The sequence below is a fragment of the Gordonia sp. NPDC003585 genome (genome assembly GCF_040610755.1).
Classification (GTDB): Bacteria; Actinomycetota; Actinomycetes; order Mycobacteriales; family Mycobacteriaceae; genus Gordonia.
Genome location: NZ_JBEXMX010000001.1, coordinates 85769 through 109047 on the forward strand (window position 1 = coordinate 85769; position 23279 = coordinate 109047).

Sequence of the window (23279 nt, forward strand, 5' to 3'; positions counted from 1 at the left end):
CCTCAATGAAGGAAGGTTGCGGCGGACTCGGTGAGGTCGAGCAACGGCTGGGGAAAGACCCCGAGCGCGATCGTCGCGACGGTACAAACCGCGATGCCGGACGTGGTGAAAATACTCGGCTTGACGACGTGGGGTGCGTCGACGGGGACGTCGCGGAAGAACATCGCCACGATGATCCGCACGTAGAAGTAGGCGGCGATGGCACTGCTGATCACGCCGATCACCACCAGCACTCCACCCCCGCTGCCGGCTGCCGCGGCGAACACGTCGAACTTCGCGATGAACCCGCTCGTCAGCGGTATGCCGGCAAATGCGAGCAGGAACATCGAGAACATCGCGCCGACAAGCGGATAGCGTCGGCCGAGGCCTGCCCACTGCGACAGGTCGGTCGCTTCGCGACCCGAGAGGTGCGGGCTACGTGACGGTTTCGTGCGGCCGGCGGTGGTTGCCTGGCCGACAGCCGCGCGCAGGGATGTGGGGTTGTCGGCGGCGGTGGTGTCGGGCTCCCGGACCACCGCGACGGTGGCGAATGCACCCAGGGTCGAGAAGCCGTAGGCGGCAAGGTAGAACATCGTCGCCGCGAGACCCGCGTCGTCGAACGCGATCACGCCGAGCAAGATGAATCCGGCGTGGGTGATCGACGAATACGCGAGCATACGTTTCACGTCGGTCTGCGTCACCGCCATCACCGCGCCGACGAGCATCGTCGCGATTGCGACCGCCCACATCGCCGGTTCCCATTGCTCGTGCAGTTCACCGAAGGCGACGTAGAACACCCGCAGCAACGCCCCGAATGCGGCGATCTTGGTGGCCGCGGCCATGAATGCCGTCACCGGCGTCGGCGCGCCCTGGTAGACGTCGGGTATCCACGCGTGGAACGGCACCGCACCGACCTTGAACAGCAGTCCGACCGCCAGCATGCCGAGGCCGATCAGCGCGAAGGTGGTGTCGCCGTCGGAAGCGCTGGTGGCGGTGAGGGATTCACCGATGACCGACAGGTTCAGCGATCCGGTGGCCCCGTAGGCGAAGGCGGCCCCGAACAGGAAGAAGGCCGACGAGAAGGCGCCCAGCAGAAAGTATTTGAGTGATGCCTCCTGCGAGATCAGTCGTCGCCGACGCGCCAGACCGCACATCAGGTACAGGGGAAGCGAGAACACCTCGAGGGCGATGAACATCGTGAGCAGGTCACCGCACGCGGGGAACAGCATCATGCCGCCGACAGCGAGCATCGCCAGCGGAAAGACCTCGGTGGTCACCGCGCCCGCGCGGGTGGCCTCGAACTCGGCATCGGTGTTGGGCACCGAGGCGCCGGAAGGCGTGAACATGTCGGCGTCGGTGCCCGAGCCGCCGCTCACCGCAACCATGGCGGCAGGCGCGACGACGCGCTCGAGTCTGCGTTCGGCCATGAACGCGATCCCGAAGAAGGCAACGAGCAGCAGCAACCCCTGGAGGTAGATGGCCGGTCGGTCGATCACGACCGCGCCGGACACCGCGAATTCGCCGTTGCCCGCGCCGATTCTCGTCACCGAGACCGTGATCACGGCGACAAGAGCGGCAACCAGACCGCCGAGTGACAGACCCACCTGCACCGGGTAGCGGAGGCGCCGCGATGCGAAGGCCTCGACCAGCACTCCCACCACGGCGACCCCGAAAACGATGAGCATCGGTGAGAGGGAAGCGTATTGGACGTCCGGAGGAGTGATCGCCGCCAGCGGTGAAGCCGGTGTGGTCATCGTGGTCCTCCCTGGTCTGCCGAGTCGGCCACGGCCGGCGCCGGGTCGTGCACGCCGACGGTGGTCAGGGTGTGGCCGACCGCAGGGTCGACGATGTCGAGCAGCGGTTTGGGATACACCCCGAGCGCGATGAGCAGAGCGATCAGCGGAACCACCACGGCCAGTTCACGTCCCACGAGATCGCGCATCGACGACGCGCGAACATCGGAGAGTTTCGGTGGCCCACCCATCATCCGCTGGTAGGTCCAGAGTATGTAGATGGCCGAGATCACCAGTGCGGCACAGGCGAAGATCGCGGCGACCGGATATCGGGTGAACGTGCCGATCAGCACCAGAAATTCGCTGATGAACGGTGCGAGCCCAGGGAGGGACAGGGTCGCGAGTCCGGCGACGAGGAAGGTGCCCGCCAGGACTGGTGCCACCTTTTGGACGCCACCGTAATCCGCGATCAGACGGCTGCCGCGACGAGACACCAAGAAGCCCGCGATCAGGAACAGCGCCGCCGTCGAGAGACCGTGGTTCACCATGTAGAGCGTCGAACCGGTCTGACCCTGACTGGTCATCGCGAAGATGCCCAGGATGATGAAACCGAAATGGGAGATCGACGTGTAGGCGATCAATCGCATCACATCGGTCTGTCCGATGGCCAGGACGGCGCCGTAGATGATCCCGATGACCGCCAGCACGCAGATGAACGGCGCGAAATACTGTGCGGCGTCAGGGAACAGCTGGAGGCAGTAGCGGAGCATCGCGAAGGTGCCGACCTTGTCGACGACCGCCATCATCAGCACGGCACTCGCGGGTGTGGCGGCGACGGCTGCGTCGGGCAACCAGGAGTGGAAGGGCCACAGCGGTGCCTTGACTGCGAACGCGAACATGAACCCGAGGAACAGCAGTTTGGCCAGTCCGGTGTCGCCGTCGATGGTTCCCGACGACACCGCGTCGGCGATGGTGCGAAGCGAGAAGGTGCCGGCCCCGTCGGCGCCCACGTCGTTCTGCACGGTCACCACATACAGGCCGATGACCGCGGCCAGCATGATCAGGCCACCAAATAGGTTGTACAGCAAGAACTTCACTGCTGCCGCAGATCTGCGCGGACCGTTGCCGAAGCCGCCGATGAGGAAGTACATCGGGATCAGCATCGCCTCGAAGAAGATGTAGAAGAGCAGGATGTCGAGGGCGACAAAGCTCATCAGCACCATCGCCTCCACCGCGAGGGTGAGAGCGAAGTAGGTGTGCGGCCCCTTCTGCGGTCGTCCGCCGGCGTCGTCGAGCGAGCCGGAATCGTCGGCGTCGCGCCACCCCGCGAGGACCAGCAACGGCAGCAGCGCCGCGGTGAGCAGGACCAGGGCAAGTCCGATCCCATCGAGACCGAGCGCGTACCGGGTGCCGAAAGCCGGTATCCAGCTGTGGTCTTCGACGAACTGGTACCGCGTGCCGTTCGGGTCGAAGCCGACGGCGAGCCCGACGGCGAGCACCAGCACCCCGACGGTGACACCGAGGGCGATGCCCTTGGCGACCTGCGGTTGGCGATTCGGCACGGCGAGCACGATGACCGCACCGATCGCCGGCGCGAGCCACAGGATGGTCAACCACGGTGTGTTCACAGCACATTCACCACCATCACCAGCGCCGTGATCACCGCGGCACCGGCGAACATCGACAACGCGTAGGAGCGCACGTACCCGCTCTGCCAGCCACGTATTCGCACGGACAGCCCGGAGATCGTGGCGCCGATACCTGTGGTGGCCCCGTCGATCCCCTCGTCCTCGAGTTGTACCAATCCGGCGGTGACGCGCTGCCCGGGCCGCATCAGCAGGGCCTCGTTGGCGGCATCACCATAGAGGTCGCGGCGGGCCGCGACGGTGAGCGCCGAGACGTCGTCGGGTGCGACCTCCAGCACCGGACGAGTGGCGTACTGGCGCCACGCAATTGCGACGCCGATCGCGACCACCACCAGGATGATGGCTGTCATCGCCCACACCGGGATCGCGAGCTCGTCGTGATGCTCGCCCACTACTGGCTCAAGCCACGTCTGCAGCGCCCCACCGAAAGCGAGGAAGAAGCCCGACGCCACCGAACCGATCGCGATGAGGATCATCGGGGCGGTCATCACCGACGGCGACTCGTGCGGGTGCGGCGCCGGCGCGTCGGTTCCGTCGTGCCAACGCTTCTCGCCGAAGAAGGTCAGGATCATCACTCGGGTCATGTAGAAGGCGGTGATGCCCGCTCCGAGCAGTGCGGCCCCACCGAGCAGCAACCCCTTGGTGCCGCCCGCGCCGAACGCCACCTCGATGATGTGGTCCTTGGAGTAGAACCCGGCGAACGGCGGTACGCCGATGATGGCCAGGTAGCCGATGCCGAAGGTGACGAACGTGATCGGCATGAGAGTGCGCAGAGCGCCGTACCGTCGCATGTCGGTCTCGTCGTTCATGCCGTGCATCACCGATCCGGCGCCGAGAAACAGTCCGGCCTTGAAGAATCCGTGGGTCAACAGATGCATGATGGCGAAGGCGTAGCCGGCCGGACCCAGGCCGGCGGCGAGAACCATGTAGCCGATCTGACTCATCGTCGACGCGGCGAGGGCCTTCTTGATGTCGTCCTTGGCGCAACCGATGATCGCACCGAACAGCAGCGTGACCGCTCCGACGACCACCACCCCGACCTGCGCGTGCGGGGCGAGATCGAAGATGGGGCCGGACCGCACGATGAGGTAGACGCCCGCGGTGACCATGGTGGCGGCGTGGATCAACGCCGACACCGGCGTCGGGCCCTCCATGGCATCACCCAGCCAGGACTGCAGAGGCACCTGGGCCGATTTACCGCAGGCGGCGAGCAGGAGCATGAATCCCAATGCGGTGAGCGTCGATTCGCCCGCCTGACCCGCACCGTCGAACACGGCGGTGAACGACACCGCGCCGAAGGTCGCGAACATGATCATCAGGCCGATGGCCAGCCCGATGTCGCCGACGCGGTTGACCACGAACGCCTTCTTGGCTGCGGTCGCCGCCGACGGCTTGTACTGCCAGAACCCGATCAGCAGATACGACGCCAGACCCACACCCTCCCAGCCGAGATAGAGGCCGAGGTAGTTGTCGGCCAGCACGAGGACGAGCATCGCGGCGAGAAACAGGTTGAGGTAGGCGAAGAATCGGCGTCGGTCGGGGTCGTCGTGCATGTAGCCGATCGAATACACGTGGATCAGTGAACCGACGCCGGTGATCAGGAGTACGAAGCACATCGACAGCTGGTCGAGCTGAAAACCGAAGTCCACGTTGAGCTCCCCGACGGGGACCCACGTGAACAGCGTCTCGGTGACTGCACGCTCGTCGGCCGACCGCGACACCATCCCGACGAACATGACCAGGCCGAGCACAAACGACGCGACGGCGAGCGCCGTGCCGAGGAGGTGACCCCAGCGGTCCGACGCCCGGCCCGAGATCAGGAGCACGACGGCACCGACCAACGGCAAACCGGGAAGCAACCAGAGCAGGGACGCCGTCTGATCGATGGTCACCGAGCCTCCTTAGCGCTTCAGCAGATCTGCGTCGTCGACCGAGGCCGATCGTCGTGCCCGGAAGATGGTCATGATGATCGCGAGTCCGACAACGACTTCGGCCGCGGCCACCACCATCGTGAAGAACGCGATCACCTGACCGTCATACGATCCGTGCATACGCGCGAACGTCACGAAAGAGAGATTCGCCGCGTTGAGCATCAGCTCGACGCACATGAAGACGACGATCGCGTTGCGCCGTAACAACACTCCCGCAGCACCGATGGTGAACAGCAGCGCCGAGAGGTAGAGGTAGTTCTCCGGATTCACTCGCGCACCTCGCTCTCGCGCTGTACGAGCGTGGCATTGACCGACAGCGCCGACGGTGAGCCGTCGGGCAGGCGGGCCGGGGTGTCGACGGCGTTGTGTCGCGCGTAGACGCCGGGACTCGGGAGCGGAGTGAGGTCGACGCCGGCCCTAAAACGGGCCTTGGAGATCTCGCGCTGGCTCATCTTGGGACCGAACCGTTCACGATGGGCGAGCACCATCGCCCCGAGCGTGGCCGTGATGAGCAGCGCGCCGGTCAGTTCGAAGGCCCAGAGGTATTGCACGAAGATCAGTTCCGCGATGGCTTCGACGTTACCGTCACTTGCGGTGCTCGACCCGCCGGGTGCCGGGGCACCGGCGAACGCGGCGACGCTCGCGGTGCCGATGCCGGCGATGAGGAGGATTCCGAAGCCGAGTCCGATGATCGCCGCTGCAACCCGTTGTCCCCGAAGGGTTTCGGTGAGTGAGTCCGACGAGTCGACGCCGATCAGCATGAGCACGAACAAGAAGAGCATCATGACCGCGCCGGTGTAGACCACCACCTGCACCACACCGAGGAACAGCGCGCCCTGCGCGACATAGAAGATGGCGAGGATGATCATGGTGGTCGCGAGGAAGATGGCGGAGTATACGGCCTTGGTGGCGAACACCACACCGAGCGCGCCGAGCACCGCCACCGCGCCGAGGATCCAGAACTGCACCGCTTCGCCCGTCGACGTGCGGGTGAGCTCGGCCGCGAGCAGTGTTGGCCCTGTGCTGATCTCGGTGGTCATGTCGAGGTCTCCCGAGGCTTCACCTGACCGTCGGGGGTGACCTCGCCGCGGTAATAGTTCTCTTCGGTCGAGCCGGGTGCCATGTCGTGTGGCGGTGCCTGTGCGTCGGGTGGCATGGGTGCCAGCAACCGGTCCTTCTCGTAGATGAGGTCGGCCCGGTTGTCGTCGGCGAGTTCGTAGTCGTTGGTCATGGTCAGCGCCCGGGTGGGGCAGGCCTCGATGCACAGTCCGCACCCGATGCAGCGCAGGTAGTTGATCTGGTAAACGCGGCCGTATCGTTCACCGGGAGAGTAGCGCTCGTCCTCGGTGTTGTCGGCGCCCTCGACGTAGATCGCGTCGGCCGGGCACGCCCACGCGCAGAGCTCGCAGCCGATGCACTTCTCGAGCCCGTCGGGATGCCGGTTGAGCTGGTGGCGACCGTGATAGCGGGGTGCGGTGGGTGTCTTCTCCTCGGGATACTGCTCGGTGATCGTCGGGGTGAACATACCGCCGAAGGTCACCCCCATTCCGCTGACCGGCTTGAGGAAATCAGGCATCGGTCTTCTCCTTGCTGCGTTGTGGCGGTGAGATCTTCGGCCCATCTATCCGCTGGCTGGGGAGTGGGGGCACCGGGAATCCGCCGGCCATGGCGTCGAACGGCTTGCCCGGCTGCTCGGCGTCGTCGGGCTCCTTGGGCAGACGCATGGACCGCCAGATGGCGTAGCCGATGAGTGCGGTGACGACGATGCCCGCGCCCGCGGAAATCAGCGCCCGCATGAGATCGTCGCTGCCTTCCGTGGCCGCCCGGATGAGCGCGACCACCATCACCCAGGTCAGCGAGATTGGGATGAGCACCTTCCAGCCGAGGTTCATGAACTGGTCGTAGCGCAGGCGGGGGAGGCTGGTGCGCAGCCAGATGAACACGAACATGAACACCCACACCTTGGCGGTGAACCACAGGATCGGCCACCAGCCGGAATTGGCCCAGTCGAAGACGCTCAGCGGCCAGGGTGCCTGCCACCCGCCGAGGAACATCGTGGTGGCCAACGCCGACACGGTCACCATGTTGATGTATTCGGCGAGCATGAACATGGCGAACTTGAGCGACGAGTACTCGGTGTGGAAGCCGCCCACCAGTTCACCCTCGGCTTCGGGGAGATCGAATGGCGCGCGGTTGGTTTCGCCGACCATCGAGATCGCGTAGATCACGAACGACGGCAGCAACAGCAGCACGTACCAGTGATCCTGTTGGGCGGCCACGATGCCCGACGTCGACATCGTGGTGGCGTCGAGGAAGACCGCGGCAAAGGTCAGGCCCATGGCGATCTCGTAGGAGATCACCTGGGCGGTGGAGCGCAGGCCGCCCAGCAGCGGATACGTGGAGCCCGACGACCAGCCCGCCAGCACGATGCCGTACACCCCAATGGACGTCACGGCCAACACGTAGAGGACGCCGACCGGTAAGTCGGTGAGCTGCAACGGGGTCTGATGCCCGAACACCGACACCATGGGGCCGAACGGGATCACCGCGAACGCCATCACCGCCGGAACGACCGCGATGATGGGGGCCAGCAGATAGATGATCTTGTCGACTCCGCTGGGGATGATGCCTTCCTTGAGCGCGAGTTTCACGCCGTCGGCGAGGCTCTGCAGCAGACCGCGCGGGCCGACGCGGTTGGGGCCGATCCGAGACTGCATGCGCGCCATGATCTTGCGTTCGAGAAGGATGGCCACCAGCGGGTTGGCCACCAGGAAGCCGAATACCGCCACCGCCTTGATGACGATCAGCCACCACGGATCGTGGCCGAAGTCGGCAAGCGTGGGGAAGTCGGCCGCCTGCGGTGTCATGATCCGCTCCCTGTGTCGGGGGCCAGGGCCACCAGATCACCCGACTGGGCGCGCAGGCTCGAATATACCTGCGATCCAGGTGAGTTCGTCGGGAGCCAGACGACGCGGTCGGGCATGTCGGTGATCTCGGCGGGCAGCACCACCGCCCCGTCGACGGTGCTGACCCGGAGCAGCGCGCCGGCGGTGACCCCCGCTTCGGCGGCCGTGGTTTGCGACAGTCGGGCGACGGGCGTGCGCGCGGTGCCGGCCAGATGCGGCTCGCCGTCCTGCAGACGTCCTTGGTCGAGAAGCTGGTGCCAGGTTGCCAAGACTGCTTGACCCGCAAGGGGCGTTCGGGGCGACGGACTTTCGACGGTGTCGGGAGTCGGGGCATCCGTGGTAGGGCGAGTGCCCGACCACACTCCTATGCGACCGAGGTCGAGATGAATTGTGTCGGTTGTGTCACAACGGATGTCGACGCCGAGCCGTCGGCCGAGCGCGTCGAGCACCCGATGGTCGGCAAGACGTCCGGAATCGAGGAGGGCAGCGGTGAATCCGCGTGGTCGGCCTTCCCAATCGACGAACGTGCCGGATTTCTCGGCGACCGTCGCCACCGGAAACACCACGTCTGCGTGGCGGGTGACCGAGCTGGGCCGCTGCTCGAGGCTGATGACGAACGGCGACGCGGCGAGCGCGGACTCCGCATCGGCCGGATCGGGCAGGTCGCCGAGATCGACGCCGCCGACAAGGAGCGAAAGCCCGTGATACTGAGCGGCCTCCAGCATTCCTGCGGTATCTCGACCCGAATGGGATGGCAGGTCGCGCACACTCCACGCGCGGCTCATCTCGGCGCGCGCGTCGGCGTCGGTGACCGGTCGTCCGCCGGGTAAGAGGCCGGGCAGGGCGCCCACCTCGATCGAGCCGCGTTCCCCCGCGCGTCGGGGTATCCACGCGAGCGAAGCTCCCGTCGTCCGTGCGAGCTCCCGGGCGGCGGTCAGGGCCCCGGGGGATGAGGCCAGGCGTTCGCCGACGAGGATCACCGATCCTGGCTGCGACAGCGCGTCGGCGACGGCCTGCGTTGTCAAGTTCTCTGCCTCGGCGCCGGGAACGGTGCGCAGGATTTGTCCGTCGAGCTTGCGCAGGCCGCGAGTTGCGTAGGGGGCCAACGAGTAGACGCGCTGGCCGATCTCCCGCACCGCTCGCCGCAGGCGGAGGAAGACGATCGGCGACTCCTCTTCCGGTTCGAACGCCACCAACAGCACGGCAGGTGCTGCCGAGAGGTCGTCGTAGGTGACGTCCATCCCGTGACCTGCGACGGTGGCGGAGATGAATGCCGCCTCCTCGGCGCTGTGCGGCCGGGCCCGCAGGTCGATGTCGTTGGTACCGAGCACAGTTCGGGCGAATCGGGAGTAGGAGTATGCATCTTCGACGGTGAGCCGTCCGCCGGTGAGTACACCCATGCCGCGCGAGGCGTCGCGGATTCCCTGCGCCGCAACGCCGAGTGCCTGTGCCCAGGACACCTCGCGCAACTCACCGTCGCGGTGCCGGATCATCGGGGCGGTGAGTCGTTCGCCGGCGGTCGCGTAGGTGAACGCCCAGCGGCCCTTGTCGCAGTTCCATTCGGAGTTCACGTCCGGGTCATCGCCGGCGAGGCGGCGCAACACTTTTCCGCGACGATGATCGGTGCGCTGTGCGCATCCACTCGCGCAGTGCTCGCACACGCTCGGCGTGGAGACCAGGTCGAAGGGACGCGCGCGGAAGCGGTAGGCGGCCCCGGTCAGTGCGCCGACGGGGCAGATCTGCACGGTGTTGCCGGAGAAGTAGGAGTCGAACGGTTCGTCGGCGTAGATGCTGACCTGTTGCAGCGCACCGCGATCGGCCAACTCGATGAGCGGATCACCGGCCACCTGAGTGGAAAACCGCGTGCACCGGGCGCACAGCACGCACCGTTCGCGGTCGAGCAGCACCTCCGACGACAGTGGCACCGGCTTGGTGAAAGTTCGCTTGACCCCGTCGAATCGCGATTCGGCGCGGCCGGCCGACATGGCCTGGTTTTGGAGCGGGCACTCCCCGCCCTTGTCGCACACCGGGCAGTCGAGAGGATGGTTGATGAGCAGGAGTTCCATCACGCCGCGCTGGGCGTCGGCCGCGACCTCGGAACTGCGCTGGGTGTGGATGATCATGCCGTCGGCGACGGTCGACGTGCACGATGCCAGCGGCTTGCGCTGTCCCTCGACCTCCACCAGGCACTGTCGGCAGGCGCCGACTGGGTCCAGTAGCGGGTGGTCGCAGAACCGGGGGATCGTGATACCGATCTGCTCGGCCGCACGAATGATCAACGTGCCCTTCGGTACTCGCAGCTCTTGACCGTCGATGGTGATGCCGACGAGGTTGTCGGCCTCGGCCTGCGTCGCGGGATCGTTGTCGTGGGTCAGGGTCATCGGTGCCCTCCGTTCGCGGAGCCGCCGAAATCTGTACGTGGCAGCCCAGCCAAGCGCATAGTGCAGTTCGTCGAGCTGGGAGGTACAGCTTTCCGCGCAAGGCGCGGTCCCCGCTCGCCCACAAAAAGTAGGGGAAGAAACTCTTCCCCGGGGTTTGGTGTCTTCCCCGCAAGATTTCGCGGGGAAGACACCAAGAGTAGGGGAGGAGTTTCTTCCCCTACTTTTTGTGCGACGGTGAGCCGCCACGGCGTGAGGTCGACGGCAATCACGACGCACCCCCGAACACGGTGGACTGTGAATGGTCAAAGGGACAACCGTGGTCGAGGTGGGCGATGTACTCGTCGCGGAAGTACTTGAGAGAGGAGACGATCGGGCTCCCCGCGCCGTCGCCGAGCGCGCAGAATGACTTGCCGACGATGCTGTTGGTGACATCGGACAGGGTGTCGAGGTCGGTTGCGGTGCCGCCTTCGGTCTCGAGCCGCTTGAGAAGCTGCACCAGCCAGTACGTGCCCTCGCGGCAGGGTGTGCATTTGCCGCAGGACTCGTGTGCGTAGAACTGCGTCCACCGCAGCACTGCCCCGACCACGCAGGTGGTCTCGTCGAAGATCTGTAATGCCTTGGTGCCCAGCATCGATCCGGCGGCACCGACTCCCTCGTAGTCGAGCGGGACGTCGAGATGCTCGGGCGTCAGTAGTGGGGTCGACGACCCGCCGGGCGTCCAGAACTTGAGTTGATGGCCCTCCCGCACGCCGCCGGCCCGATCGAGCAACTCCCGCAACGTGATCCCGAGAGCTGCCTCGTACTGGCCGGGCCGAGTCACATGCCCGGACAGCGAATACAGCGTGAAGCCGGGGGACTTCTCGGTGCCCATGGTGCGGAACCATTCGACGCCGTTGCGGATGATCGGCGGCACACTGGCGATGGACTCGACGTTGTTCACCACCGTCGGGCTGGCGTAGAGCCCGGCGACGGCGGGAAACGGCGGGCGCAGACGCGGCTGCCCACGCCGTCCCTCCAGCGAATCGAGGAGTGCGGTCTCCTCGCCGCAGATGTAGGCGCCCGCGCCCGCATGCACGACGAGCTCGAGATCGAACCCGGAGCCGAGGATGCCGGAGCCCAGATAGCCTGCGGCATACGCCTCGTCGACGGCGGTGCGCAGACGCCGGATCACCGAGGTGACCTCGCCGCGCACGTAGATGAAAGCATGATGCGCGCGGATCGCGTAGGCGGCGATGATCACACCCTCGACGAGGGCATGGGGCGTCGCCAGCATCAGTGGCATGTCCTTGCACGTGCCCGGCTCGGATTCGTCGGCGTTGACGACCAGATAGTGCGGAGGGGCGTCCGCATCGTCTGACTCGGTTGAATCCTTTTGGGGAATGAACGACCACTTCATCCCCACCGGGAACCCGGCCCCGCCGCGGCCGCGCAATCCGGAGGACTTGATGGTCTCGATGATGTCGTCGGGCGGTGTCGCCAGGGCGGTGCGCAGGGCGTCATAACCGTTGTGGCGCTGATAGTTCTCGAGAGTCCACGACCGCGGCTCGGACCAGTGGCGGCTCAGGACCGACACCTCGCCCGCGCTCACCTCGACGCTCTCCCCACCGCTTGCTTCCTGCCCGCTCTCCCCATCGCTCCCCCCTCCGCTCCCTGAGGTGCGAGCCTGCGAGCCTCGAAGGGCTGGCGACGACACCTCACCAGGCCCTTCGAGGCTCGTCGCTGGCGCTCCTCGCACCTCAGGGAGCGGTGGGGGGCTTTGTGGCTCGGGGAGCGGTGGGGGGAGCGGTTGGGAACTCGGCGCTTCCGATGCTGGGGAATCGAGTCCCGCCAGGATACGCGCCGTCGTGCGGAAGGAGCACAGAGTGCCGGTTCCGCGGCTGGGTTCGAGTTCGACGCCTGCGCGGAGATCCTCGACGAGTTCGACTGCGGAATCCGGGGTTTGGTTGTCGAAGAACTCCCAGTTCACCATCACCACGGGGGCGAAGTCGCAGGCCGCGTTGCACTCGACATGTTCGATCGTGATCCGGCCGTCGGCACTGGTGTCGCCGGGTTCGATACCGAGGTGATCGCAGATCGTGTCGAGGATCTCGTCCCCGCCGAGCGTCGCACACAGGGTGTTGGTGCAGACGCCGACCAGGTATTCACCGGTCGGGTTTCGGCGGTACATCGAGTAGAAGGTGGCTACCGAAGCAACTTGTGCGGCAGTGAGTTCGAGTTGATCTGCGCAGAAGCGGATACCGGCGCGGGTGATGAATCCGTCTTCGGATTGCACGAGGTGCAGCAGGGGTAGCAGGGCAGAGCGGGCCTTCGGATACCGCGCGATGATCGGCGCGGCATCGGCGGCGAGTCGTCGTACGACGTCCGGCGGGTACTCGATCGGCCCGTCGAAGGTGATCGTCGGCGCGGGGGCGACGGGGGTGGGTCCGGGACCTTCCACGGGCGGATCCACACTCAGTTCGACGAATACGGGCTCACTCATCGATCCACCCCTCCCATCACCGGGTCGATACTGGCGACCGCTGTGATGACGTCAGCCACCATGCCGCCCTCGCACATCGCCGCCACCGCTTGAAGATTCGTGAACGACGGATCGCGATAGTGCACCCGGTAGGGTCGTGTGCCGCCGTCGGAGACCATGTGCACTCCCAGTTCACCGCGGGGTGACTCGACCGCCACATAGCACTGGCCGGCAGGTACCCGCATACCCTCGGTGACGAGTTTGAAGTGATGGATCAGCGCCTCCATCGAGGTGCCCATGATCCTGGCGATGTGCTCGGGTGAGTTCCCGAGCCCATCGGGTCCGAGAGCCAGGTCGGCGGGCCACGCGATCTTTCGGTCGGCGACCATGACGGGGCCCGGCTGCAGCCGTTCCAGGCACTGCTCGACGATCTTGATCGATTCGCGCATCTCCCGCACCCGAATCAGGTAGCGGCCGTACGAGTCGCAGGTGTCCTCGGTGATGACGTCGAACTCGTAGTTCTCATAGCCGCAGTACGGCTGCGACTTCCGCAGGTCGTGGGGCAGTCCGGTCGAGCGCAGGACCGGGCCGGTGATGCCGAGTGCCATGCATCCGGTGAGGTCGAGGTAGCCGACCCCCTGGGTACGGGCCTTCCAGATGTAGTTGTCGTTCAACAGGTCACCGAGTTCGTCGAGCCGACCGGGCAGCAGCCCGATCACCTCGGTGACCTTCTCGACGGCATTCGACGGCAGGTCCTGGGCAACCCCGCCGGGCCGGATGTACGCATGGTTCATGCGCAGCCCGGTGATGAGTTCGAAGAGGTCGAGGATCATCTCGCGTTCCCGGAAGCCGAGGAACATTGCAGTCACCGCACCGAGTTCCATGCCACCGGTTGCCAGCGCAACCAGGTGCGACGTGATCCGGTTGAGTTCCATCAGCATCACCCGAATCACGGTGGCGCGTTCGGGGATGTCGTCGGTGATGCCCAGGAGTCGTTCGACTCCGAGGCAGTAGGCGGTCTCGTTGAAGAACGGCGAGAGATAATCCATGCGGGTCACGAAGGTGACGCCTTGCGTCCAGTTACGGAACTCGAGGTTTTTCTCGATTCCGGTGTGCAGGTAGCCGATTCCGCATCGAGCCTCGGTGACGGTCTCGCCCTCGATCTCGAGGATGAGACGCAGCACGCCGTGGGTGGACGGATGCTGCGGCCCCATGTTCACGACGATGCGCTCGTCGCCGGGTTGCTGCTCGGCCCGGTGCGCGACGTCGGACACGATGGCATCCCAGTCCTGGCCGGTGACGGTGTACGTACGGGTTGCCGTGGGCCCGGCGCCCGATTCGGTTGTGTCGGTGTCGGTCATCAGTTGTAGGCCCTCCGTCGGTCCGGCGGGGCCACGCGGGTTCCCTTGTATTCCACGGGAACTCCGCCGAGTGGATAGTCCTTGCGTTGCGGGTGCCCTTGCCAGTCGTCGGGCATCTGGATTCGGGTGAGCGCCCGGTGTCCGTCGAAGACGATGCCGAAGAAGTCGTAGGTCTCGCGTTCGTGCCAGTCGTTGGTGGGGTAGATGTCGCAGATGCTCGGGATGTGCGGATCCGCTTCGGGTGCAGCGACTTCCAGTCGGAGCCGCCGATTGTGGGTGATCGACGCCAACGGATAGACGGCGTGCAGTTCACGTCCCGCGTCGTCGGGATAGTGCACGCCGTTGACGCCCAGGCACAGCTCGAACCGCAGATCGGCATGGTTGCGCAGGGTCAGTGCGACCTCCCGGAGGTGGTCCCGAACGACGTACATCGTCATCTCGTCGCGGAAGATCACGACCTTCTCGACAGCTTCGTCGTAGCCCCCGCCCAGTTCGGCCGCCAGGGTGTCGGCGATGTCGTCGAAGTAGTCGCCGTAGGGCCGAGAAGTGTTGGCCGGAAGTGTGATCGGGCTGACCAGGCCACCGTAGCCGGACGTGTCGCCGCTGCCCAACGCACCGAACAGCCCGTGTCGGACGCCGATGACCTCGGGGTTCTCGTCTCGATCGGGGCTCATCGCAGCAACCCCTTCATCTCGATCGTCGGGGTGGCCTGCAGGGCGGCGCGCTCGGCCGCCCAGATGGCCTCCTCACGATTGACGCCGAGGGGCATCTCCTGAATCTTCTCGTGCAGCTTGAGGATCGCGTTGAGCAGCATCTCCGGCCGCGGCGGGCAGCCGGGCAGATAGATGTCGACGGGGACCACGTGATCGACGCCCTGCACGATCGCATAGTTGTTGAACATGCCACCCGACGATGCGCAAACCCCCATGGCGAGAACCCATTTGGGCTCGACCATCTGGTCGTAGATCTGCCTCAGCACCGGCGCCATCTTCTGGCTGACGCGGCCGGCGACGATCATCAGGTCGGCCTGCCGGGGCGATGCACGGAATGCCTCCATGCCAAAGCGTGCGAGGTCGTAACGGCCGGACGTCGTGGCCATCATCTCGATGGCACAGCAGGCGAGACCGAACGTCGCCGGCCACAGCGACCCCTTCCGCATGAAACCGGCGAGATCTTCCACGGTGCTCAGCAGAAAGCCGCTCGGGAGTCGTTCCTCCAGGCCCATCGCAAACCTCCTCTGCGTGATCGTTCTCGGCGTTGTGCCCCTAGTCCCAGCTCAGTCCCCCGCGTCGCCACTCGTAGGCGTAGGCGACGGAGACATTGACGATGAACAGCGTCATGGCCAGGAACCCGAACCAGCCCAACGCGTCGAACGCGACCGCCCACGGGTAGAGGAAGACGATCTCGATGTCGAAGATGATGAACAACATCGCGGTCAGGTAGTACTTGACCGGCACCCGATGTACCGGCCCGACCACTACGGCTCCCGCGTTGCGTCGCCGCGCGTCGCCGGAGACGAGACTCTGCTCCACCGGTTCGATACCGCATTCGTACGGTTCGAGTTTGGCGCGGTTGTACCGCTTTGGGCCGATCGCCACCGCGATGAACACCGAGAACACCGCGAAGGCCGCACCGATCGCCCCGAGCACCATGATCGGGACGTAAGCGTTCATAGGGTGGAGCCTCCCCGTAGCCAAGGCTGATGTGAGCTACAACACAACCCTACAGACGGTGTGACCTAGCACGCGACTTTTCACCGACATGTCGCGCGGCCCCGCGAAGTCGAGCCGACACCGAGCGAAGCGAGGCTCGTGTCGAGAGCCCTCTCAGCCGCGATCAACCTTCGAGGTCTTCACCATTTGCACAAAGGCATTTGGCAGCGCAATAGGGTCGACCGGCAGCGTCGACGATGCGTCGGCGCGTGACCAGTCGGCGAGCCAGCGGTCGTCGGCCCGGCCGAGCAGGACCATCGTCGGCGGACAGGGGTCGAGCTCGTCTTTCATTTGCTTGGCGATGCCCATGCCGCCCGCGGGGGTGGCCTCGCCGTCGGCGATCACGGCGTCGATGACGCCGGCGTCGAGCTGGGAGAACACCATCGGTGCCGTCGCGACCTCGATGAAGCTCAGTTCGGGAAGCGCAGGGTCGGGGTGGGTGCCGAGCGCGTTGATGACCTGTGCGCGGGTGTCGGCGTCGTCGGAGTAGACCAGCACACGCAGTGGCCGGGTTGGCGTGGTGTCGGTCACACGGTCGATGCTACGACACGTCGATGCGAATGGCTCCCAACGAGTATCGCGATCCTTGGCGAGTCGAAGGCGTCAGTGCTCGGTCGAGAACCCGACTTTGCGTTGATGCACGGTGAGCGCGAGCGTGACCAGCTGGTCGATCAGATCGGGATAGTTGATGCCCGACGCGTCCCACAGTTTGGGGTACATCGAACCGGGGGTGAAGCCGGGGATGGTGTTCACCTCGTTGAGGAGCCAACCGCGTCCGGACTCCTCGTAGAAGAAGTCGACGCGTGCCATCCCGGTGCAGCGCATCGCGGTGAAGATTCGTGCCGCCAGCTGCTGCACGTCGTGTGCGGCTTCGGGAGACAACGGCGCCGGGATCACCAGCTTTGCGGCGCCGGTGATGTATTTGTCCTCGTAGTCATAGAATTCGCTGCCCGGTTCGATTTCGCCCGGCACCGATGTCTCCGGTGCGGTGTCACCGAGGACGGCCACCTCGATCTCACGGCCGGTCACCGACTCTTCGAGGATGACGACGTTGTCGTAGCGGAGTGCGAGATTGATCGCAGCGTCGAGTTCGCTCTCGTCGTGAGCCTTGCTGATCCCGACCGACGAGCCCAGATTGGCGGGCTTCACGAAGATCGGCAGGCCGAGTTCCTCGACTGCGTGCGTGGTGATGGTGTTCGGGTCGTCGATGCCGTCGCGGAACTCGATCCAGCGGCACTGCGGGATCCCGGCCTGTTCGGCGACGATCTTGGCCATCGCCTTGTCCATGCAGACCGCGGACGACAACACGCCGGCCCCAACGTAGGGCAGGCGGAACAGTTCGAGCATCCCCTGGATGGTCCCGTCCTCGCCGTGCGGTCCGTGCAGCAGCGGGAGCACGACGGTGACCGAGGCATCGGCGTGGCCACGTAGTTCGGTGAGCGGGTCGACGACCGTTCCGGCCACCTCCAAGGCATCGGGCAGCGGCGTTCCGTCGGCGAGTGCAGCCACCGCCTTGTCGTTGCGCAGCCAAGTCCCGTCCTTGGCGATACCGATCGGGACCAGGTCGTACTTGGTGCGGTCGGCGGCGCCGAGCACGTGCGCAGCGGTGACGCGCGAGACGTCGTGTTCGGCGGACGCACCACCGAAGAGGACGACCAGGCGCAGCAACGGAGTGGACATGGGTGTCACGATACGGCCCCGGCGTGGCGTGCTCTCGGCGTGCCGCCTCCGATAGCGTGAACGTCGTGCATGTCATGGCGAGTGAGGTCGCAGCAGCGGTCGGTGGACGGATGGTCGGCGACGACGTCGAGATCGACGGCGTGAGCATCGACTCACGATCGGTGACCAGCGGGCAGTTGTTCGTGCCGATTGTCGCGGCGCGCGACGGGCACGAGTTCGTCCCGTCGGCCATCGGCTCGGGCGCGGTGGCATATCTGAGTTCGGCCGGTGTGGTGCCGGGAGCGGAAGCACGGACCGCCATCGTCGTGGAGGACACCGCTGCAGCGCTCGCCGACCTCGGTGGAGCAATGCGCGACCGCCTCCCCGGGCGGGTGGTCGGGGTGACCGGTTCGGTGGGGAAGACCTCCACCAAAGACCTGCTTGCCGGGGTTCTGTCGACCACCTTCCGGACCACAGCCAGCGCCAAGTCGTTCAACAACGAACTGGGGCTCCCGCTGACCCTGGCCAATGCGCCCGACGACACCGAGGCGGTGGTCGTCGAGATGGGTGCCCGCGGTATCGGGCACATCGACCTGCTGTGCAGCATCGCCCGTCCGACCGTCGGGATCATCACCCGCGTCGAAGGTGTGCACCTGGAGTTGTTCGGCGACATCGAGTCCGTTGCGCGGGCGAAGGGAGAACTCGTCGAGGCGTTGCCGGTCGCCGGCCTCGCGGTGCTCAACGCCGACCACAAGCATGTCGCCGCAATGGCCGACCGCACCGACGCCGCCGTCCTGACCTTCGGCCTGACGGCCGCGGCCGACGTGTACGCCTCGGGCGTCGTGCTCGACGACGAGCTGCGGGCGTCGTTCCGCCTGCACACACCCTGGGGTGAGTCCGACATCCGACTCGGTGCGCGCGGTGAACACCAGGTTCCCAACGCGCTCGCCGCCGTCGCTGCAGCCGGATGGCTGGGCGTGCCGGTCGACGCAATGGCCGACGGCCTGTTCGGCGCCGCGTTGTCTGGGTTGCGGATGGAACTGGTGACCACCGACGGTGGCGTGACGATCCTCAACGATGCCTACAACGCCAACCCGACGTCGATGGTGGCGGCGTTGCGGTCGCTCGTCGCGCTCGACGTTCGCCGGCGGGTGGCGGTGCTCGGCACGATGGCCGAACTCGGCGACGACTCCGCATCCCAACACGAGGCGATCGCACTGCAGGCACGCGAACTCGGTGTCGAGGTGATCGCGGTCGGCGAGCCGTCCTACGGTCCCGACGTCCGGCACGTGCCCGACGTCGAGGCCGCGGTCGCAGAGCTTTCCCGGCTCGAGGCCGGCGACGCGGTGCTCGTCAAGGGCAGTCGCGTCGCGGCACTCGAACGCGTCGCGCAGGCGTTGCTGGACTGACGGCCAATCGGTGCCGTAGATCTACGCCGCAGAGTGACTCGGATCTAGGGCATCAACCAGCATCAAACGCGGCGTTGGCGACGATCACCTCGCGCAGGTAGTTCGCGAGGCCGGGGGCTACCGCGTCGTAGTGCTCGGTGAACCGCGGGTCGGCGACGTACATGTCGGCCAGGCACACCTGCATCTCGCGGCTGCAGTCGTAGAACCGCTCGATCGACGCGCGATGCGCTTCGGCCAGCGCATTCGCCTCGTCGGTGCCCGGGTCGACGCCGCGTCGCATGGCGTCGGCGACCCGCGCCTCGAAGGCGTCGGTGTCGGCCTTGATCTGCTGCCAATCGTCCTTGGTGAACGACGACGTGCGCTGCCTGCTCTGCTTCCAGGCGTCGGTGTCGCCCCAGCGTTCCTCCGCCTCGGCGGCGTACTCGTCGCCGAGCCAGTCGTCGCCGAAGATCTCGGCCTGCTCGGCAGCGGTCAACTGGATTCCGGTCTTCTTCGCATTCATGAGTTCCTCCACAGCGGCGACCATCCGGTGCAGGCGATCGATCCGGGCACGGAGTTGATCACGCTGGTCTCCCAGGCGAGTGAGCATGTCGGTGTCCGGATCGTCGAGCAGGGTCGCGATCTGCTCGAGCGGAAAGCCCAGCTCCCGGTAGGTCAGTACCTGGTGGAGACGCTCGATGTCGGCGTCGTCGTAGACGCGGTAGCCCGCGGGCGTCCGGCCCGACGGTGTCACCAATCCGATGCGGTCGTAGTGGTGCAGGGTGCGCACACTCACGCCGACCAGACCGGAGACCCCACCGACGGTGAGGTCGCGTATCTGCTTTCCATCGCTCACATCAGACACTGTCGGGCCTCACGTCGCGTCAGGGTCAAGCTAGGGCGTGAAGCCGACCGCGTCGTTTCCGCGCACGCAGGCGGCCAGCATGCCCTCGATCTCCGACGGCCCGCATGTCCAGCCGTTCACGGTCTGCTGCTCACCGGTGGCGATCTTCGGCCCGTAGTCGGTGGCCAGTTGCTTTGCGGTGTCACAGTTGACGTTGCCGGCGAGGACAAGAATGCGCAGCGATCCGTCGGGACCCGGAATCTTGCCGCACTCCTGGGCGGCACCGCCCGGCTTCGATGCCGACGACTCTGCGGCCGACGAGGCCGGACGAGGACCTCCGACCACGGGTGCGCTCGACGACAGGGCGGGTGGCTCGGACGCGGTCGTCGAACTTGCGACCTCCTGTTCGGAGCCGCAACCGAGCAGGGCGAGGCTCAGGGCACCGGCGCCGAGCACGCCGACGGGCAGGATCCGATTTCGGGAAAGCAACATGTGTTTCACCGTAGCGAACCCGGCATCGCACGTGTCCTTCTCCGGGTCGCCGTTTTGGGCCTGATGGAGTGGACCTGCGAAGATGCACCGATGAGCACGACCCCGGCAGACCATGGATTCACCCTCGGTACCCGGCTGCCCGATTCCTTGGGCCGCACCGGGGTGATCAGCACCCCGCACGGCGAGATCCACACTCCCGCATTCGTGCCGGTCGGGACCAAGGCGACGGTCAAGACCGTGCTGCCGGAGTCGGTGGCCGCTCTCGGTGCGCAAGCCGTGTTGGCCAACGCCTACCACCTGTATCTGCAACCGGGACCGGAGATCATCGACGAGGCCGGCGGACTCGGCGCGTTCATGAACTGGCCGGGTCCCACCTACACCGACAGTGGTGGATTTCAGGTGATGTCCCTGGGAGTGGGATTCAAAAAGGTCATCTCGATGGACGCCGACCACACTCCCGACGACGACCTGACCGCCAACGGAAAAGAGCGTCTGTCCCGGGTCGACGACGACGGTGTGACCTTCAAGTCGCATCTCGACGGTTCGGCGCACCGGTTGACGCCCGAGGTGTCGATGCAGATACAGCATCAGCTCGGTGCCGACATCATCTTCGCGTTCGACGAGCTGACCACACTGATGAACACTCGTGAGTACCAGGAGAATTCGTTGGAGCGAACCCGGTTGTGGGCGATTCGCTGTCTCGCCGAACACAATCGGCTGACCGCGGCGCGTTCGCATCGCCCGCTGCAGTCGCTGTGGGCCGTTGTTCAGGGTGCGCAGTACGAGGACCTGCGCCGCAAGGCGGCCCGCGACCTCGTCGAGATGAGCCGACGCGATCAGGCTGAAGGCGGACGCGGATTCGGTGGCTACGGCATCGGGGGCGCGCTCACCAAGGACGACCTCGGAACCATCGTCGGCTGGGTCAACGAGGAACTGCCCGAGGAGTCGCCGAAGCATCTGCTCGGCATCAGCGAACCCGACGACATCTTCACCGCCATCGAGAACGGCGCCGACACCTTCGACTGCGTCTCGCCGACGCGCGTCGCCCGCAATGGAGCCATCTACTCGCTCGACGGTCGGTACAACATCACCAATGCTCGCTACCGCAGCGACTTTCGGCCACTCGACCCCGAGATCGACAACTACACATCGCAATACAGCCGCGCGTACCTGCATCACCTGTTCAAGGCGAAAGAAGGACTCGCCGCGACGCTGGCGACACTGCACAACGTGTCGTTCGTCGTCCAACTCGTCGACGGAGCACGGCAAGCCATCGTCGACGGCCGGTTCTTCGAGTATCGCGACGAGTTCCTTGGGCGGTACTACGCCGGGTCGCGCTGAGTTCCCGTTTACCCCACCGGTTTCGGTGATGGCGGGAACCACTGCAGATCGGTCGGCACGTACTGCCGGACGATGAGCCGGAATCCGCCCCTCGGTGCGGGCAGCCAGTTCGGGAACATCCGCACGTCGCGCGGCGCCGTCGACGACAACACGATGTCGACAGATCCGTCGCGGTTGCGGGTCAGCGCGGCCGGGTTGCTGCCCAATGAGTAGCGCCCGATCAGGTTGGGTACCAAGAAGTTTGACGTGTCGTACATCGTGACCGACCACCATCCGCCACGGCCTGGATCGACGGGGACCAGCGGACTGCGGGCGGGTAGGTGGATGACATACCGCTTCGACCCGGTGAGCGCGGCGCCCGTGCTGTCGGTCGCGCTCAGGAAGTACCTCGACTCGATCTCCTCGTTGGCGGCCAGCGCCCACCGGGCGACGGCAGCGCGCGTCGAGAAGTCGGTCCCGAAATGGCCGGCTGTCGCCAGCGTCGTCCACGCGCCGCGGTGAATGAGGTCGTTGCCCACCGCGTCGTCGACGGCTCGGGTGCCCGCTGCCATGCCTGCCGCGAGAGCGTCGGCGTGTGGTCCGGCACTCGGCCGGGCGCCCGGCCGCACGCCGACGCTGGCCAACGACGCCACCGCCGCTCGATCGGCCGCCGGCGGCGGGTTCGAGGCAAGCACATCGGCGAGTTCGTCGAAGAACACCGTGCCGTTCGCGTTGAGCTTCTGGGGAGAACGTCCGGTGCAGGTCGGGGTCTTCAGACGCGGTGGCACCGCTGCCGGATAGCCGATTCGCTTCCCGACGCTCAGCCGGGTCTGGGCCTGCAACACCTGGGCGAGCGGACGCTGGTTGCCGGTCGCGAGTATCCGGCCGAGCATCCACACATCCCACGTCGTCGACGACAGACGTCGTGAGCCCGCAGGTATCGGCCCGCGATAGCCCGGTGGAACGACGGTCACCGACGTCGGACCGAAACCGGCGGTCCGGCTGCCGACGTTGCCGATGACGTTGGTGTACATGTCCAAGAACTGCAGAACGACGTAGCGCCCGTGGGACGCGGGATGGCTCAGGGTCACCGGGCCGCGGCGGAGATCGAGAAAAGCGTTGCTGTACAGCGTGTCCGAGTTCGGTGCGACGATCTGCCGGATCAACGGGTTGGCGGTGATCGGGAGGTTGATCAGCGTGTTCGGGGCGCGGTTGCACAGCAGGGTGGATCGGGTTCGCACGACGGCGACGGGAGCCACGCCGTAGATGTAGCCGTTGGTCGCTGCCTGGGCCGCCGACGCGGCGGGCGCTGCCTGGGCCGGCGTTGGTACCGACATCGTGCCGACTCCGGCCAGCAGAGCGGTGACGAGGATGGTCGCCGCTCGCACCCGAATCCGTGGTCGTCTCATCGGGTTCTCCCTGTCAGGTGTGTACGTGCGGTTGTGAACGCGAACTCTATCGGCATCGGG

Annotated in this window: 20 protein-coding genes; 2 read left to right on the top strand and 18 right to left on the bottom strand. The window is 66.1% G+C overall.

The features are described from left to right. Positions 1-2: 2 nt before the first annotated feature. The 15 genes from nuoN to ABZW74_RS00515 form a co-directional block, all read right to left on the bottom strand. Positions 3-1733, bottom strand: a complete 1731-nt coding sequence (nuoN, locus tag ABZW74_RS00445) for an NADH-quinone oxidoreductase subunit NuoN (RefSeq protein WP_355272799.1) — start codon at positions 1731-1733, stop codon at positions 3-5. Beyond that, positions 1730-3340 (bottom strand): NADH-quinone oxidoreductase subunit M, encoded by a 1611-nt coding sequence (locus tag ABZW74_RS00450; protein ID WP_355272802.1) that lies wholly within the window; start codon positions 3338-3340, stop codon positions 1730-1732. Before ABZW74_RS00450 ends, nuoN begins: the two co-directional genes overlap by 4 nt. Continuing rightward, complete coding sequence (gene nuoL, locus ABZW74_RS00455) at positions 3337-5250, bottom strand: NADH-quinone oxidoreductase subunit L (RefSeq protein WP_355272805.1); 1914 nt, start codon at positions 5248-5250, stop codon at positions 3337-3339. The genes ABZW74_RS00450 and nuoL overlap by 4 nt, the downstream gene beginning before the upstream one ends. Positions 5251-5259: 9 nt before the next feature. Further along, on the bottom strand, positions 5260-5559 hold the full coding sequence (gene nuoK / locus ABZW74_RS00460) for an NADH-quinone oxidoreductase subunit NuoK (protein WP_240856298.1): 300 nt from the start codon (positions 5557-5559) through the stop codon (positions 5260-5262). After that, positions 5556-6329: an NADH-quinone oxidoreductase subunit J gene (locus ABZW74_RS00465; protein WP_240856297.1), complete on the bottom strand. Its 774-nt coding sequence runs from the start codon at positions 6327-6329 to the stop codon at positions 5556-5558. Before ABZW74_RS00465 ends, nuoK begins: the two co-directional genes overlap by 4 nt. Further along, the gene (nuoI, locus tag ABZW74_RS00470; protein WP_355272809.1) at positions 6326-6865 is read right to left on the bottom strand and encodes an NADH-quinone oxidoreductase subunit NuoI; all 540 of its coding nucleotides are present in this window, start codon (positions 6863-6865) and stop codon (positions 6326-6328) included. Before nuoI ends, ABZW74_RS00465 begins: the two co-directional genes overlap by 4 nt. Further along, entirely contained in the window at positions 6858-8156 is a 1299-nt protein-coding gene (nuoH, locus tag ABZW74_RS00475) for an NADH-quinone oxidoreductase subunit NuoH (RefSeq protein ID WP_355272812.1), read from the bottom strand. The genes nuoI and nuoH overlap by 8 nt, the downstream gene beginning before the upstream one ends. Then, positions 8153-10576 carry an NADH-quinone oxidoreductase subunit G gene (locus tag ABZW74_RS00480; protein WP_355272815.1) on the bottom strand — a complete coding sequence of 808 codons (2424 nt, stop codon included), beginning with the start codon at positions 10574-10576 and terminating at the stop codon, positions 8153-8155. The genes nuoH and ABZW74_RS00480 overlap by 4 nt, the downstream gene beginning before the upstream one ends. A gap of 265 nt (positions 10577-10841) precedes the next feature. Continuing rightward, the gene (nuoF, locus tag ABZW74_RS00485; RefSeq protein ID WP_240856293.1) at positions 10842-13055 is read right to left on the bottom strand and encodes an NADH-quinone oxidoreductase subunit NuoF; all 2214 of its coding nucleotides are present in this window, start codon (positions 13053-13055) and stop codon (positions 10842-10844) included. After that, positions 13052-14395 (bottom strand): NADH dehydrogenase (quinone) subunit D, encoded by a 1344-nt coding sequence (nuoD, locus tag ABZW74_RS00490; protein WP_240856292.1) that lies wholly within the window; start codon positions 14393-14395, stop codon positions 13052-13054. The genes nuoF and nuoD overlap by 4 nt, the downstream gene beginning before the upstream one ends. Then, positions 14395-15069: an NADH-quinone oxidoreductase subunit C gene (locus ABZW74_RS00495; RefSeq protein WP_355272819.1), complete on the bottom strand. Its 675-nt coding sequence runs from the start codon at positions 15067-15069 to the stop codon at positions 14395-14397. The genes nuoD and ABZW74_RS00495 overlap by 1 nt, the downstream gene beginning before the upstream one ends. Next, a complete protein-coding gene (locus tag ABZW74_RS00500) occupies positions 15066-15620 on the bottom strand; it encodes an NADH-quinone oxidoreductase subunit B (protein ID WP_240856290.1) in 555 nt (184 codons plus the stop codon). Before ABZW74_RS00500 ends, ABZW74_RS00495 begins: the two co-directional genes overlap by 4 nt. Positions 15621-15660: 40 nt before the next feature. Beyond that, positions 15661-16068: an NADH-quinone oxidoreductase subunit A gene (locus ABZW74_RS00505; RefSeq protein ID WP_240856289.1), complete on the bottom strand. Its 408-nt coding sequence runs from the start codon at positions 16066-16068 to the stop codon at positions 15661-15663. Positions 16069-16221: 153 nt separating this feature from the next. Then, positions 16222-16638: a hypothetical protein gene (locus ABZW74_RS00510; protein WP_240856288.1), complete on the bottom strand. Its 417-nt coding sequence runs from the start codon at positions 16636-16638 to the stop codon at positions 16222-16224. A gap of 72 nt (positions 16639-16710) precedes the next feature. Further along, complete coding sequence (locus ABZW74_RS00515; RefSeq protein WP_240856287.1) at positions 16711-17787, bottom strand: D-alanine--D-alanine ligase family protein; 1077 nt, start codon at positions 17785-17787, stop codon at positions 16711-16713. Positions 17788-17852: 65 nt separating this feature from the next. Here ABZW74_RS00515 and murF point away from each other — a divergent pair, with 65 nt between their 5' ends. After that, positions 17853-19175, top strand: coding sequence for a UDP-N-acetylmuramoyl-tripeptide--D-alanyl-D-alanine ligase (gene murF, locus ABZW74_RS00520; protein ID WP_240856286.1), 1323 nt, complete (start codon positions 17853-17855; stop codon positions 19173-19175). A gap of 52 nt (positions 19176-19227) precedes the next feature. Here the strand turns inward: murF and ABZW74_RS00525 are convergent, their stop codons facing one another. Continuing rightward, positions 19228-20010: a MerR family transcriptional regulator gene (locus ABZW74_RS00525; RefSeq protein ID WP_355272824.1), complete on the bottom strand. Its 783-nt coding sequence runs from the start codon at positions 20008-20010 to the stop codon at positions 19228-19230. A gap of 39 nt (positions 20011-20049) precedes the next feature. Beyond that, positions 20050-20490, bottom strand: a complete 441-nt coding sequence (locus ABZW74_RS00530; RefSeq protein WP_355272827.1) for a hypothetical protein — start codon at positions 20488-20490, stop codon at positions 20050-20052. A 90-nt stretch (positions 20491-20580) separates the two neighbouring features. Here ABZW74_RS00530 and tgt point away from each other — a divergent pair, with 90 nt between their 5' ends. Next, positions 20581-21831, top strand: a complete 1251-nt coding sequence (tgt, locus tag ABZW74_RS00535) for a tRNA guanosine(34) transglycosylase Tgt (protein ID WP_355272830.1) — start codon at positions 20581-20583, stop codon at positions 21829-21831. Between the two features lie 8 nt (positions 21832-21839). Here the strand turns inward: tgt and ABZW74_RS00540 are convergent, their stop codons facing one another. Further along, complete coding sequence (locus tag ABZW74_RS00540) at positions 21840-23219, bottom strand: DUF1254 domain-containing protein (protein ID WP_355272833.1); 1380 nt, start codon at positions 23217-23219, stop codon at positions 21840-21842. Between the last annotated feature and the right edge of the window lie 60 nt (positions 23220-23279).

What these genes read in the sequence shown, in the direction of transcription:
- nuoN (WP_355272799.1), bottom strand. Translation starts at nt 1,733, where the DNA reads ATGACCACACCGGCTTCACCGCTGGCGGCGATCACTCCTCCGGACGTC.
- ABZW74_RS00465 (WP_240856297.1), bottom strand. Translation starts at nt 6,329, where the DNA reads ATGACCACCGAGATCAGCACAGGGCCAACACTGCTCGCGGCCGAGCTC.
- nuoI (WP_355272809.1), bottom strand. Translation starts at nt 6,865, where the DNA reads ATGCCTGATTTCCTCAAGCCGGTCAGCGGAATGGGGGTGACCTTCGGC.
- nuoH (WP_355272812.1), bottom strand. Translation starts at nt 8,156, where the DNA reads ATGACACCGCAGGCGGCCGACTTCCCCACGCTTGCCGACTTCGGCCAC.
- ABZW74_RS00480 (WP_355272815.1), bottom strand. Translation starts at nt 10,576, where the DNA reads ATGACCCTGACCCACGACAACGATCCCGCGACGCAGGCCGAGGCCGAC.
- nuoF (WP_240856293.1), bottom strand. Translation starts at nt 13,055, where the DNA reads ATGAGTGAGCCCGTATTCGTCGAACTGAGTGTGGATCCGCCCGTGGAA.
- nuoD (WP_240856292.1), bottom strand. Translation starts at nt 14,395, where the DNA reads ATGACCGACACCGACACAACCGAATCGGGCGCCGGGCCCACGGCAACC.
- ABZW74_RS00495 (WP_355272819.1), bottom strand. Translation starts at nt 15,069, where the DNA reads ATGAGCCCCGATCGAGACGAGAACCCCGAGGTCATCGGCGTCCGACAC.
- ABZW74_RS00500 (WP_240856290.1), bottom strand. Translation starts at nt 15,620, where the DNA reads ATGGGCCTGGAGGAACGACTCCCGAGCGGCTTTCTGCTGAGCACCGTG.
- ABZW74_RS00505 (WP_240856289.1), bottom strand. Translation starts at nt 16,068, where the DNA reads ATGAACGCTTACGTCCCGATCATGGTGCTCGGGGCGATCGGTGCGGCC.
- ABZW74_RS00515 (WP_240856287.1), bottom strand. Translation starts at nt 17,787, where the DNA reads ATGTCCACTCCGTTGCTGCGCCTGGTCGTCCTCTTCGGTGGTGCGTCC.
- ABZW74_RS00530 (WP_355272827.1), bottom strand. Translation starts at nt 20,490, where the DNA reads ATGTTGCTTTCCCGAAATCGGATCCTGCCCGTCGGCGTGCTCGGCGCC.
- tgt (WP_355272830.1), top strand. Translation starts at nt 20,581, where the DNA reads ATGAGCACGACCCCGGCAGACCATGGATTCACCCTCGGTACCCGGCTG.
- ABZW74_RS00540 (WP_355272833.1), bottom strand. Translation starts at nt 23,219, where the DNA reads ATGAGACGACCACGGATTCGGGTGCGAGCGGCGACCATCCTCGTCACC.